The 12,993-nt window shown below is 64.6% G+C and carries 12 protein-coding genes and 1 pseudogene; 9 read left to right on the plus strand and 4 right to left on the minus strand.

The genetic code is table 11. The features are described 5' to 3' along the window. A partial coding sequence (locus ACFWJO_RS36545) for an integrase core domain-containing protein (RefSeq protein WP_355634415.1) occupies positions 1-159 on the plus strand: 159 nt, incomplete at its 5' end. Positions 160-216: 57 nt separating this feature from the next. Here the strand turns inward: ACFWJO_RS36545 and ACFWJO_RS36550 are convergent. Next, the gene (locus ACFWJO_RS36550; protein WP_386872361.1) at positions 217-2,754 is read right to left on the minus strand and encodes a DNA methyltransferase; all 2,538 of its coding nucleotides are present in this window, start codon (positions 2,752-2,754) and stop codon (positions 217-219) included. A 133-nt stretch (positions 2,755-2,887) separates the two neighbouring features. Between ACFWJO_RS36550 and ACFWJO_RS36555 the strand changes: the two genes are divergently transcribed. Further along, complete coding sequence (locus tag ACFWJO_RS36555; RefSeq protein ID WP_020397262.1) at positions 2,888-4,135, plus strand: IS256 family transposase; 1,248 nt, start codon at positions 2,888-2,890, stop codon at positions 4,133-4,135. A gap of 70 nt (positions 4,136-4,205) precedes the next feature. Here the strand turns inward: ACFWJO_RS36555 and ACFWJO_RS36560 are convergent. Further along, positions 4,206-4,394, minus strand: a pseudogene (locus ACFWJO_RS36560) (type IIL restriction-modification enzyme MmeI); the annotation flags it as partial. A gap of 205 nt (positions 4,395-4,599) precedes the next feature. On the opposite strand from ACFWJO_RS36560, the gene ACFWJO_RS36565 reads away from it, so the two are divergent. Continuing rightward, a complete protein-coding gene (locus ACFWJO_RS36565) occupies positions 4,600-5,340 on the plus strand; it encodes a hypothetical protein (protein WP_386872363.1) in 741 nt (246 codons plus the stop codon). After that, complete coding sequence (locus ACFWJO_RS36570; protein WP_386872365.1) at positions 5,330-5,806, plus strand: type II toxin-antitoxin system VapC family toxin; 477 nt, start codon at positions 5,330-5,332, stop codon at positions 5,804-5,806. The genes ACFWJO_RS36565 and ACFWJO_RS36570 overlap by 11 nt, the downstream gene beginning before the upstream one ends. Positions 5,807-5,878: 72 nt before the next feature. On the opposite strand, the gene ACFWJO_RS36575 is transcribed toward ACFWJO_RS36570, so the two are convergent. Then, on the minus strand, positions 5,879-6,439 hold the full coding sequence (locus ACFWJO_RS36575; protein ID WP_386872367.1) for a recombinase family protein: 561 nt from the start codon (positions 6,437-6,439) through the stop codon (positions 5,879-5,881). 279 nt (positions 6,440-6,718) lie between these two features. Between ACFWJO_RS36575 and ACFWJO_RS36580 the strand changes: the two genes are divergently transcribed. Both ACFWJO_RS36580 and ACFWJO_RS36585 read left to right on the plus strand, forming a co-directional pair. Beyond that, positions 6,719-8,185, plus strand: a complete 1,467-nt coding sequence (locus ACFWJO_RS36580; RefSeq protein ID WP_036316244.1) for an MFS transporter — start codon at positions 6,719-6,721, stop codon at positions 8,183-8,185. Between the two features lie 17 nt (positions 8,186-8,202). Further along, on the plus strand, positions 8,203-8,772 hold the full coding sequence (locus ACFWJO_RS36585) for a TetR/AcrR family transcriptional regulator (protein WP_127435544.1): 570 nt from the start codon (positions 8,203-8,205) through the stop codon (positions 8,770-8,772). A 213-nt stretch (positions 8,773-8,985) separates the two neighbouring features. Here ACFWJO_RS36585 and ACFWJO_RS36590 read toward each other — a convergent pair whose 3' ends face one another. After that, on the minus strand, positions 8,986-9,453 hold the full coding sequence (locus ACFWJO_RS36590; protein WP_386872370.1) for a hypothetical protein: 468 nt from the start codon (positions 9,451-9,453) through the stop codon (positions 8,986-8,988). Positions 9,454-9,701: 248 nt separating this feature from the next. Between ACFWJO_RS36590 and ACFWJO_RS36595 the strand changes: the two genes are divergently transcribed. From ACFWJO_RS36595 to ACFWJO_RS36605, 3 genes are all read left to right on the plus strand, one after another. After that, positions 9,702-10,172 (plus strand): hypothetical protein, encoded by a 471-nt coding sequence (locus ACFWJO_RS36595; RefSeq protein WP_386872372.1) that lies wholly within the window; start codon positions 9,702-9,704, stop codon positions 10,170-10,172. 101 nt (positions 10,173-10,273) lie between these two features. After that, positions 10,274-11,569: a DNA cytosine methyltransferase gene (locus ACFWJO_RS36600; RefSeq protein ID WP_386872374.1), complete on the plus strand. Its 1,296-nt coding sequence runs from the start codon at positions 10,274-10,276 to the stop codon at positions 11,567-11,569. A gap of 19 nt (positions 11,570-11,588) precedes the next feature. Continuing rightward, positions 11,589-12,446, plus strand: a complete 858-nt coding sequence (locus tag ACFWJO_RS36605; RefSeq protein ID WP_386872375.1) for a hypothetical protein — start codon at positions 11,589-11,591, stop codon at positions 12,444-12,446. The last annotated feature ends 547 nt before the right edge of the window (positions 12,447-12,993 follow it).

The raw sequence follows: 12,993 nt of genomic DNA on the forward strand, positions 1-12,993 counted from the left end.
TACGCCCGCCCGTATACCTCAGAGACAGCTCGGCGTGAGGCGCTGGCCGTGTGGGTGAACCACTACAACTACCATCGGCCTCATACCTCCTGCGGGAACGCCCCGCCGGCCTCGTTGGCCCCGGCCCGAGTCAACAACGTCATGCCCTCCTACACTTAGCAGCTGGGCCCTTCCGATCCGACGCGTCAGCGCGATGGGCGCGTCGGGCCGGGCCGGTTACACGCGGGCGGCGTAGAGCTCCATCAGGCGCGTCTGCCGTTCCTTATCTGTGGCGCCGGCAGACAGACCCAGGAGGCCGTCCATAACGCGATCCAGTGCCGCGTGCGCCTTCACAAGGGCCGGGTCCATCGCCAGCGGGTTGTACTGATCAGCAAGAGGACGGTCAGGGTGCAGAGCACGCGCATCCAAGACCTTCTGACCAGCCGCGATCATCTTCTCTCGGTCCTCCGCCGACACCGCGGGAAGAGGGAACGTGTTCCACGTCTGCTTCTTGGAGAAGCGGAGATCGGACTTCATACGCCCACCCACCATCGCCTGCCAGGACAAGAACGCCTTGGTGGAGATGACCGCGAAAGCGAAGCCGTCAGGATCCGCTGCCGTGGAGGTGGAGTCTGAGGCAATTACATCGGCACTCATGCGTCCGGCGAGGAAGTAGGCGCGGTTTCCTGAGACGGTTCGGGGAATGCAGAGGTAGTCCGTATCCCGGTGTCCGTTGAAGTAGAACAGGTGTGGGGTGGCGGCCTTCTCCTGAGTGGACTTCAGTGGGCTGGCCTCGCGCATCTGTCGCACCCCCTCTAGCCGCCGCCGCAGCTCGGGAGACTTAGCCACGTCGGCCGGTTCCAGGTCGACCAGCCAGAGCACCCAGCGTCGCGTCCCCTGCAGCAGCTCCTTGGCGCCCATGTAGGGACGCACATACTTGGCAAGAACGGGATCACTCATCACAGCGTCGTAATCCTCGGGAGTGACCACGAGGTTGCCGCCGTCAGCCGGCAGGGACCCGTACTCCACTGCAGGAAGATCCGGGCTCAGCGCCTTGGTCCGCCCCGCAACGATCAGCTCCGGGCCCTCCACCAGGTAGGGATTGATGCTCGTCGCAGGAGACTCCTGGGGTGCTCCCTTCGGGGTCGCATACGAGAAGAGCCGAGGGGTCGAAGACTCTTGGCGATCGAAGCCAAGAATCACGCAGTGCACGCCCGCGGCGTCGGGCGCTTCCGAGGTCCACGCGAATGTGCGGTGTGCGAAGCGGATGCGCCAGCCGTGCTTGAAAACGGCTGGGAAGATGCGGGCGGGCTGGTCACCCTGGGTGAGGGAGTTCGTAGTGACGAAGCCCCAGCGTCCCAGCACATTCGGCGGGAAGTAGTCCAGGACCTTGGCGTACCACCCGCTCACATAGTCCAGACGCCCGGGGCTCTTGGTGCGCCACGCGGTTTTGAGGTCTTCAGCCTGCTCCTTGGAGCGGGAGGCATGACCCAAAAACGGCGGGTTGCCCATCACAAGCACATCCGGCCCGGCCGGCAGTACCTCGTTCCAGTCCATGCGCAATGCGTTGCCGACCACGATGTGCGCCGACTCCGACAAGGGCAGCTGCTCCGGGGACACGCCGATCTTCAGCGACATGTCCTGGTTCGCCTGGTGGTTCACCAGGAACATTGCCGTGCGGGCGATGGTTGCCGGCCACTCCTCCAGCTCGATCCCGCTAAAGTGCGACATCCGCACCCGCACTCTCTCGTCCTCGTCCATCACCAGCGATGTCTGCATCTGCTTGCCCGACAGCTCCTGCAGACGCACCAGGATCTGCAGTTCCAGGGCGCGCAGCTCCCGGTAGGCCACGATCAGGAAGTTGCCGCACCCGCATGCCGGGTCCAGGAAGCGCATCTGTCCCAGTCGCTCGTGCAGCTTGCGCAGCCCGGGGCGGGAGTGGATGTTCGTCACGAACTCGGCGCGCAGCTCGTCCAGGAACAACGGTCCGATGAGCTTGAGGATGTTCTCCTCGGTCGTGTAGTGCTCCCCCAGCTCCCGGCGGGCCTCCTTGGACTTCACCGCCTGGAACAAGGACCCGAAGATCGCCGGAGAGATCCCACCCCAGTTGAACAGGCACGCCGCGATCAGCTTCTCCCGCATGGAAGAGGTGAAGTACGGGATCGACACCGCCTCCCCGAACACGGACCCGTTCACATACGGGAAGCGCAGCATCAGCTCATCGGTGCCGGCCATGCGCTTGTTCACGGGCCGGTTGAGCACCTGGAAAAGCGCGGTCAGCTGGGCGCCCAAGTCCGAGCCGTCCTCGGCGGTGCGTGTCTGGATGAACTCCAGGAACAGGTCCCGCTCCCACAGCCCGGAGTCGTCAGCGAACAGGGCGAACAGGGTCCTCACCAGGAACACGGACGCCTCGTGCTCGTCGTAGCCAGAGCCCTCCAGCTCCACATAGAGGTCGGCCATCAGCTGCGCGGCCTTCACGGAGGCCGCGGCCTGCTCGGCCGAACCAAAGACGCGCTTCTGGTAGCCGGCGATGAACCCGAACCGCTCGGCCTCCACCGGCAGCTGCTCCAACGGGAACTCGACCACGGCTTCGGCATCCCCGGCCGGAGCCTCCAGGTCACGCAGACGGAACGTCTCGAAGTCGCAGGTGATCACGTAGCGGGGCTGCTCAGCCTCGGGGACACCGGCCAAGTACCTCAGCGCCTGGTCCTCAGCCTCCACCAGGTCCTTGCCCAACGACTTCTGCTCCGCGATGAGCATGCCGGGCCAGAACACGTCGATGAACAGTTGAGTCCCTGATAGTGGTGTAACCCTCCCCGGTCGCCAACACCGTCCCCTTCACGGACGCGGTCACCGTGGGAGCCTTCGAGCGAACCTTCCACAGCACTCTCGAAAGGACATCACCACGATGACCGCTCCACACATTGTCGACCCTGAACGCCTGCTGCGCGAAGCTCTCGGGGAGGCCTCCCCAGACCTGTTGCGCCACCTGCTGCAGACCGTGATCAACGCACTGCTCTCCGCCGACGCGGACGCGGTCTGCGGCGCCGAGTACGGCCAGGCCTCCCAGAGCCGTACCGCACAGCGCAACGGCTACCGGCACCGACCCCTGGACACCCGCGCCGGCACGATCGATGTGGCCATCCCCAAACTCCGGGCCGGCACGTACTTCCCCGAATGGCTCCTCGAGCGCCGCAAACGGGCCGAGTCCGCACTGATCACCGTGGTCGCGGACTGCTACCTGGCCGGGGTCTCGACCCGGCGCATGGACAAGCTCGTACGTCAGCTCGGCATCGACTCGCTCTCGAAGTCCCAGGTCAGCCGGATGGCACAGGAGTTGGACGAGCACATCGAGGCTTTCCGTCACCGGCCGCTGGGCGAGGCCGGCCCGTTCGTGTTCCTCGCCGCCGACGCCCTGACCATGAAGGTGCGTGAGGGCGGGCGTGTGGTCAACGCGGTGGCCATGGTCGCCACCGGGGTCAACGCGGACGGGCGCCGCGAGGTCCTCGGGCTGAGGGTGGCCACCACGGAGTCCGGGGCGGGGTGGAACGAGTTCTTCGCGGACCTGGTGGCCCGGGGGCTGGCCGGGGTGGCACTGGTGACCTCGGACTCCCATCGCGGCCTCGTGGAAGCAGTGGCGGCGAACCTGCCCGGGGCCGTGTGGCAACGCTGCCGCACCCATTACGCGGCGAATCTGATGGCCGTGACCCCGAAGAGCATGTGGCCGGCGGTGAAGGCCATGCTGCACAGCGTGTATGACCAGCCCGACGGGCCGGCCGTGCACGCCCAGTTCGAGCGCCTGTTGGACTACGTGCAGGACAGGTTGCCCGCGGTGGCCGCCCACTTAGACGCCGCTCGACAGGACATCCTCGCGTTCACCTCGTTCCCGAGGGACGTGTGGTGCCAGATCTGGTCGAACAACCCCGCCGAGCGGCTGAACCGGGAGATCCGGCGACGCACGGACGCGGTAGGGATCTTCCCGAACCGGGATGCCGTGGTGCGCCTGGTCGGGGCCGTGCTGGCCGAGCAGACAGATGAATGGGCCGAAGGCCGCCGGTATCTCGGCCTGGAACTGCTCGCCCGGTGCCGTGAGCCCCTGACCACGGAGCAAGAGACCGTGATGAGCACGGAGGTGATGCCGACCCTGCAGACCTGACAGGTACAAGCCCCCTACAACCTCGAAGACGGTTACACCACTTCCAGGGACTTGACCCGATGAACCCGGCCCCACCATCAGCCTTGCGGGCGCGGGCCTCGAACTGAGCTACCTTGCGCCGACGGACCCCGTAGACATCGAAGAGGTCCGTCCAAAAGGACTGGGACTCACCCCGCTCGTAGGACTCTCCCGCCCACTCGTGCACGAACGTGGCGGCGTTGGCGCGGATCTGGTCCCAGGACAGGGGCTTGGTCTGCATGAGCGGAGCCTTTCGACGGTGACCGTCACATCATGCCCCGCCCCTTGTGCTTAGGCGCCCCGTACGCACCCCACCGCCGGCCCGGACCGCTGTGCAGCATGTTGAGTGGCCAGCACCTCCACTCCCTGGCAGATCCCCGCTGAGGTATCGCGTCACAAGCGCGTGTAATCTCCCAGGGAGGGGAAGTAGGGACACCATGCCGAAAGTGACGATGCGCCTCGAAGGCGCCGAGGGCGCGATGGACGCCCGGGCGCTTCGTGCTGGCCTAGAACACTTCACTCGATTCCTATCCGCGTTAGCAGATGAGACTGCGTGTCCCCTGCCTATAGTCGATCTAAAAGTTGGCTCGCTGTTCGCCACCGTGGATACTCCTCAGTATCTTCAGGACAGAGTTGACGAGGGCTTAACTTTTCTACGATCCGAGGGCGCGCGGCCAATAACGTGGCCCCTGGAGGCGCTTAAACAACTGTCAGATTACGCCAACCTCAAGGGCCGCTATGGCGTTGAGCAGGTAGGGATTGACGGTCACGACTCAGGCACTATAGACGAACAGCTAAAGGCGGCTATTGAAAAAGCCCTGAGCGGCTTGCCCTTGTCATTAGGAGCGATCCAAGGACGAATATCTTCGTACTTCGGAGTATCCCGCCCTGTAAAGGTCCGCGTCGTACCGGATGGGATGAGAAGCTATGTTCGTATCGCAGTTCCTGATGCCCACCTAGCAGAGCAGGCCGCCCGCCTAGTGGAACAGCGGGTGATAATTCGCGGATTGATGGTCCGCCACCCAGAGTCAGGGGCGATCGAAGAGATGACCGCCCATTCTATTGAAAAGATTGAAGAACCGGAGATCTCCATGAGCGTGGACGAGGCTGTGGGCATATGGCCCCCCAACCTGTTCGAGGGCATGACCTCGGTCCAGATCGCGAGGATGCTGCGCAATGAAGCCTGATCTACCCCTCATTGTCGTAGATACGTCCGTCTTGCTCGCCATCTTCTTGAACGAACAGATGGAAGGGCGTGTAGACCGAGCGGCAGCCGTGCTGCGCGCTCATGGCAAGAGTCACAATATTGCCATCCCCGCCCTGCAAGAGCTGGAGCTCCTCGCCCCTGACCGCCTACGTAAAGATAGACTGGACGAGCGCCAGAAGCATTACGAAAAAGCAGAGACCTTCATTCGAAGCCAACAGTTTATTTCACTTGAACTTAATCAGTTCGTAGCCAGGCAGGCGGGACTTAATTATGGACAGGTCGGCGACAAACGCAACGACGTAGCTCTCGTTGCAGCCGCTATCTTCTATAGAGCTACCGCTCTTTATACCTTCGACAAGAAGTTGATAGATTCAGTCAAAGCCTCCCCCCTGGGCATGCGAGTGCAAGAACCTCCAGCTGCCCAAGCGGTGTTGTTTGAGGTCTAGACCTTGCCGTTACGGTGCGGTCGCTACCTGAAGCTCCCCTGGGCCAGCCCCGGCAGCAGCTCGGCCTCCTATCTACCGCCTGAGGGATGCATACAACGTCTGGCGGCTCACCCCGAAGGTGCGCGCCACCTCCGCCTTCGGGATCCCCATGTCGATCATCACGCGCGCCTGCTCCACGTCGGTATCCGAGAGCTTCGGGGCCTGCACGTACTTGCCGCGGGCCTTAGCCAACGCGATGCCTTCAGCCTGGCGCTCCTTGATCCGCCGGCGCTCGAACTCCGCGAACGCCGCCAGGATGCTCAGCATCAGCCCGTCCACGGGGGAGGTGCCGGACTTGTCCACGGTGATCCGCTCGGAGACGAACTGCACCGCACACCCCTTGTCCGTGAGCTCATCCACGATCGCGTACAGGTCCCGGGTGTCCCGGCCCAACCGGTCCATCGAGGCGACCTTCACCAGGTCCCCCTCACGCACGTACTGCATCAGCTCGGCCAATCCGGCGCGCTTGGTGCGGGAGCTGCCGGAGATCTTGTCCTGGAAGATGCGGTCGCACTCCCCCACCGCCTCGAGCTGACGGCCCAGGTTCTGCTCTGCCGAGCTCACCCGCACATAGGCCACCGTCTGTCCAACCATGTCTAGGACCCTCCGTCAGATGTGTCCAACGGGTCGATAAAGGACCCACTCTGACGTGATCCTCTCGTGGGCGCAGGGGGTGTGTAAAGGGGTATACCCGGCTTGACGCCGGGATGGGGCAATGAACACCCAGCTGGATTGTGAGGCATCCCTCTGTCGGAGCGTTGACGTTTACTTTACTAACCTGTTAGTATAGTTTCGTTGATGCGACTACAGGCAGAGGACAGGGGTACAACAGTGAACGACGTTGGATCATCGCCGCGGCGGTGGTGGCTGCTCATGACCGTGGGGGCCGGCCTGCTACTCATCACCCTCGACAATTCGATCCTCTACACCGCCTTGCCTACGTTGACCGCAGACCTCGGCGCGTCCGGATCCTCGACACTGTGGATCATCAACGCCTACCCCCTGGTCATGGCTGGCCTCCTCTTGGGAGCAGGCACACTGGGCGATCGCATCGGCCACCGCCGAATGTTCGTCGTCGGCCTGTGGATCTTCGGTGCCGCATCACTGGCAGCGGCATTCTCGCCCAACCCTGCCTTCCTGATCGGCGCCAGGGCACTCCTCGCTGTGGGGGCCGCAGCGATGATGCCCGCCACGCTTGCTCTGATCCGCCTCGCGTTCGACGATCCTCGTGAGCGCAACATCGCCATCGCCATCTGGGGGAGCCTGTCGATCGCGGGGGCAGCGCTCGGACCCATTCTCGGCGGCGCCCTTCTCGAACGGTTCTGGTGGGGATCTGTTTTCCTCATCAATGTCCCCGTTGTTGCCATCGCACTTGTGGCGACCGCAATCATCGCGCCGCACAACCATCCCGATCCGTCGAAGAAGTGGGATCTCGTCTCATCCCTCTATGCGATGGTCGGGCTGGTGGGCACCGTGCTCGTCATCAAGGAACTGGCCCATATTCCACAGAACTGGGTTCTGATCGCAGGGGCGCTGGCGTCAGCAGTCATCGGGTTCGTCCTCTTCGTGCGACGCCAGGGCCGATTGGAAGAACCACTCATCGAGTTCTCCATCTTCCGCAACCGCGCCTTCGCTGGCGGCTCTCTGGCAGCCTTCTTCGCGATGTTCACCATCGCTGGCGCCCAGCTCGCGACCACACAGCGCTTCCAGCTCGTCGAGGGCTTCACCCCCCTGCAAGCAGGCCTGCTAGTCGCAGCCATCGCGCTTGGCGCCCTGCCCTCAGGTGTCCTAGGGGCCGCGATCCTGCACATCGTGGGCCTGCGGATCATTATCTCCGGCAGCCTCGCCATCGCCGCCCTAGGACTAGCTCTCGCCGTGCTGGCCTCTGCGAACGGATCACTACCCCTGCTGGTCGTCAGCTTCATCGTGACCGGCTTCGGCCTGGGCGGCACCTTCGCCGTCGCTTCCGCCGCCATTATGGGCAACGCGCCTCCGCGAAAGGCCGGCATGGCGGCCTCGATCGAAGAAGTCTCCTATGAGATGGGCTCCCTCTCGGCTGTAGCACTCCTCGGGAGCCTCCTGACCTTCGTCTACGCCACAGTCGTCCGACTCCCGGATGGCACTCCCGCCGCAGCGGGGGAGAGCATTGCCGATGCCCTCGGGATCGCCGACGGAGATCTCGACGTGATCGCAGCCGCCACCTCCGCCTACGACACGGCCTATTTGGTCACGATGATCGTCCTCGCTGTCATGCTGGCTAGTGGAGCCGCTCTGACCAATCGGCTGCTCCGCGCTTACGGGCGCGGCAGCGAGGCAATGGAGTACGCCGAAAACCACTGAACCAATCGGAGGGGCGCATGATGGTGCGTGAGAGCAAGAAGACCATGATCCTCGACGCCGCGATCCAAGTGATCGAGGAAGACGGGATCACAGCAGTCACGTTTGACTCTGTCGCGGCCGCTGCAGGGATCACCAGGGCCGGGATCATCTACCACTTCCCGTCACGAGACGACTTGATCGCTGCGATCCACCAGAGACTCGCTGATCGCTGGGAGCGGCAGTTAGAGATCGCCTGTGGAAAGCCGACCGCTGAGGCAACGCCGATGGAGCGCCTGACCGCCTACATACTCACTTGTTCGACAGCCGCCTCCCGCGCCGAGTTCCAGATGATTCTCGACAGCCAGCACACCCAGCACAAGGCGATCTGGGAAGACCTCATCGCCCGATGGACCGGACGTAGCGAACGAGACGAAGCTGAGCGCGACCAGATGACCTCGCTCGCCCTGCTCGCTGCTGACGGGCTCTGGGTCAACGACCTGATCGGAAGCAGGCCCATCTCACAGGACCACCGGAGTGAAACCGCAAAGCAGATCATCGCGCTACTCCAGAATGACGTCCATGAATCCGAGGCCAAGCCCAACGGGTAAGCGAGCCAGCGCGCGGTTGGAGAAGGCCGGATCGACGAATCCGTCGAGCGCGATGATGGGCAACCCTGTCAAGCAAGATCGCACCCTGGCACCTCTGTCCAGCAGCACCCAACTGGCTCTGACACATGCGCCTAGTGGGTATACCCCGATAGACGTGGGGTGAGGCCGGCGTGTTGCACCGTCCTCACCCCGATCCGCCCTAGCGCCACCGCATCACTGAGTGACTTCCTTCCAGAGGGTCGCGTTGTGCTCGTTCATGAACCACTTGTCACCCTGCCAGTGGATGGGCCAGCGAAGATCGCCGTCCATTCGATTGCCCATCCACTTGCTGGCTGGGCCGAAGGATCGCTGAAGGTCGATGCCCTGGAGGTCAAGCTGCGCGCCCACCTCGTCCGGCGACAGCGCGGACGGGGATGCCTCGGCCAGGATCGTCAGCACCTGACAGAACTTACGCACAGACGAGGCGTCGCTGGCGCGAATCATCTCGAACTGCTCGCGCGTCCAATCCCGACTGGCCATGCTGACCCCGAGTCCCTGGGGCGGCTGAGCGTTCCCATTCCCAACGCCGCCCCCCTGCTCTGCATCAGCGTCGACGTGCCGCTCGTCGGCGCGGTTCGCAATGAACCGCATCACCTCGATGACCAGATCCTTGGGAACCGGAACCTGCTCGAACTCCAACATGCCATCCTCCTTGCCAGCAGGACACGGGATGCGTCCAAGCTGGTCCTAAGTGTAGTCCAAGACCGCGTTAGCTGCCAGATAGGAGTCTTAAGGGTCGATTTTCCTTAGTCCTGAGCGGCTGCGGGCTAAGTTCTGGGTGCTGTGGACTTGCTCCTCGCCACCGTGAGATGGTCGGCTCGGCCGCCAGGGGCGGGCCGGGAGGTGCCGTGGCAACGATCCCGGGCCGCATCCACGAGAGGATGATCCCCATGAGCACCCTGTTCCCCTCCGAGGCCGCCCGCCGCCCTATCGCCACCTATCGCGCCGTCTCGTCCCGCGACGCCTCGAGCACCGCCCGCGACGGCGAGGCCGTCTACGAGGTCCGCAGCCTCAAGACCACCGGCGGGCGCCCCGAGGCCGAGATCCTCTTCGAGGACGGCCGGTGGCAGCTCTGCGACCCCACGGCCGACCTTGTGCCCGGATTCGCCTTCGACGCATTCGACGACCACGTCTTCCTCGCCGAGGCCTACGGGGAGCCCTGGAACGGCTTCGACACCCCCGTGGTCACCCGAGCCGTCCTGCGGGACGTCTTGGCCTCCCTGGAGATGATCCACTACTGGGAGGGCGACACCGCCGTGCTCGAGGTCGAGGACTACGAGGACCGCATCGCACCACGCGAGGACGGGCTCTACGACCTCCGGCAGACTGGCTGGACGGTGCTCAAAGTCGACGCGGGCTGATCGCCCAGGCGGTTTCAGCCGCGACATCTCGGGTAGTCACAGGGTCCATCGAGCTCACTGCGGAAGCGAACATCGATCGAAAAGTCGGGTACAGTTAAACCATGAGCATCGACTTCTCCCGCCCTCTTGCTGTGGACCTCTTCGCGGGGGCCGGCGGCCTCTCGCTCGGTCTGGAGCAGGCCGGCTACGAGATCGCTGCCGCCGTGGAGTACGACCCCATCCATGCGGCCGTGCACGAGTTCAACTTCCCCTACGGGAAGACCTTCGCGGCCGACTGCTCGAAGATCACGGGGGAGCAGATCCGCCAGGAGTCCGAGATCGGCGACCGGGAGATCCACCTCGTCGCGGGCGGTCCTCCCTGCCAGGGCATCTCCATGATGGGCAAGCGCGCCCTCGACGACCCCCGCAACGCGCTGCTCAAAGAGTTCGTACGCCTCACCCTCGAGCTTGAGCCCAGGTACTTCCTGATGGAGAACGTGGCCGGGCTGATGGTGGGCGGCCACCGGCAGCTGATCGACGAGGTCGTGGAGATGGTTCAGGCCGACGGCAAGTATCGGGTGCTCACGCCCATCCGGGTGCTCAGCGCCGCTGAATACGGCACGCCACAGGCGCGCAAACGCGTGATCGTGCTCGGCGCCCGTTCTGACGTGGAACTGCCGGAGTACCCCTCGCCGACGGCGACTCCCCGGACGATTAAGGGGTCGATCCCGAAGGCTGGCGCCCGCCCGCTCGGCCCTTCCGTCCTGGACGCCATCGGTGACCTGCCGGACGCCGATGCCTTCGAGGGGCTCCTACACGAGGACCAGGTCGGGGGAGTCCGCTACAAGAAGCCGAGCACCTACGCGGCGCAGCTGCGGGGCATCGAAGAGGACTCTGAGGACTTCTCCCACCCGCGACCCCTGGCGAGCACCAAGCTCACCTCGTCCGCGCGCACCGTGCACACGCGCAAGTCCATCGACCGCTTCGCGGCGACCACTCCCGGCACCACCGAGGCCGTGAGCCGTTTCTTGCGGCTGCACCCGGACGGGCTCTCGAACACCTTGCGTGCCGGCACGGCATCGGACCGTGGGGCCTACACCGCTCCGCGCCCAATCCATCCGGTCCACCCCCGTGTGATCACCGTCCGCGAGGCTGCCCGCCTTCACGGGTACCCGGACTGGTTCCGGTTCCACGTCACCAAGTGGAACGGCTTCCGCCAGATCGGCAACTCGGTTCCGGCCAGGCTCGGCCGCGCCGTTGCCGCGAGCATCCTGGCCGCGGACAGTGTCTCCCCGAGTAAGGGGGAGCCGATTCCGCTGGGATCCGAGCACCTTCTTGGACTCACGGCCGGCCAGGCGCATGAACACTTCGGACTGACCGAGCGAGTGATCCCCCAGCGAGATCGCCAGGTGTCCTGATCCAGCCTAGTCTTGAGGCGTGGCAAGCCTTAAGACGCCTGTGATCGAGTGGATCTTCTTCAACCTCAAGCGGGACGCGGTCACCGGTGAGGTGACGGATCCTGTCGTGACCTTTGACGACATCTCCGATGCCATCAAAAATTCTGGGTCGACCTTGAGCTCGGCTAACCTGGCGAACTTTTGGAAGGACCTCACGCGCCGCGGTGCTGACGGCCTGAACGAGCACTGGCCGCCGGCTGTCTTCGAAGCCGGCTACACGGGTGCCGATGCCATCGGTCACGGAGGCCGCGCGGTGTTCACGTTCGTGGCGGTTCCGGACGGGCAGGACCAGCCCTTCGTCGACGAGCTCCCCTTCGATCCCTCCTTGCCCGTGCACCCGGTGCAGTCCCTCTCCATGCCTCAGGCCATGCGTGCGCTCGGCCGGCGCGGCGAGAACTGGCACGCCCAGGTCGCCGACCGTCTCGGAGTGGTCTCCACCTACTTCGCCCTGGGGTCGCCTCGTAACCAGGGCGAGAAGAGCCTGCGGGAGGTGAACTTCCTGCAGACCGGCATCAAGATGAGCAGGGGTGAGACCGACGCCGCCTTCAGCCTGCTCGCCGGAGACGAGTTGTGGCTGGTGTCAGCCGAGGTCAAGGGGCTCCGCGAGCCCTTCCACCTGCCCCAGATCGCCCGGGCCGCCCATGCGTTGGGTGCTGCGGCGGAACGGGCCACCCCGCCCCTGAACATCGCAGGAGTCATCCCCCTGGGTATCAAGGTCGTCGCGCCTTCGCGCATGTGGGTCGTCGAGTTCAATCCTATCGACGACCCCGACGCCGCCCTGCAGAAGGTCGGCGAGATGGTCATCGAGCTCACCCCCAGCGTGCCGGGCGTGGACTGACGATCTACACAAGGCCCCTCCCACAACGTTGTTGCGGGAGGGGCCTTGTCGCATCCAGGCGGCGCGGGCGCAGGGCATGGCAGCCCGCGGCACCCGAATGCGGAGTGGAGGGGCGTCCACTTGACATCCCGTCTCGGACTGGCGAAGCGGGCCGCAGCGCAGCTGCGACCGGCAGGAACGACGAGCGGAGAGGCGCCAGCCTCACTCGTCGCCACCACCGAGGAGAGCCTCATGCCCATCGCCCCCCACGACCACCGTCGACTTCGGTCACCACGACCTGCTCCTGTCCGACATCGTCCTGAGCGGCACCGTCACCTTCGACCGGGCCCGCCAGCTGCTGACGATCACCGAGCCCCCCGGCGACTCCGAGGTCCTGAACACCGACCTCACTATGGACGAACCGGGTATATAGATCCTCCGCAGCGTCGTGAGTGGCTCTCACGCACAAGAGCATGCTTTCTGCATATGCACAGTCAGGAGGGATGACACAGACGGTCGTTTGTGGCGGGCGTCCGGGATGCGACGGGGCGGCGTCGGATGTGCAGCG

It is taken from the genome of Streptomyces sp. NPDC127092 (assembly GCF_042722475.1).
In the GTDB taxonomy this organism is placed as follows: Bacteria; Actinomycetota; Actinomycetes; order Streptomycetales; family Streptomycetaceae; genus Streptomyces.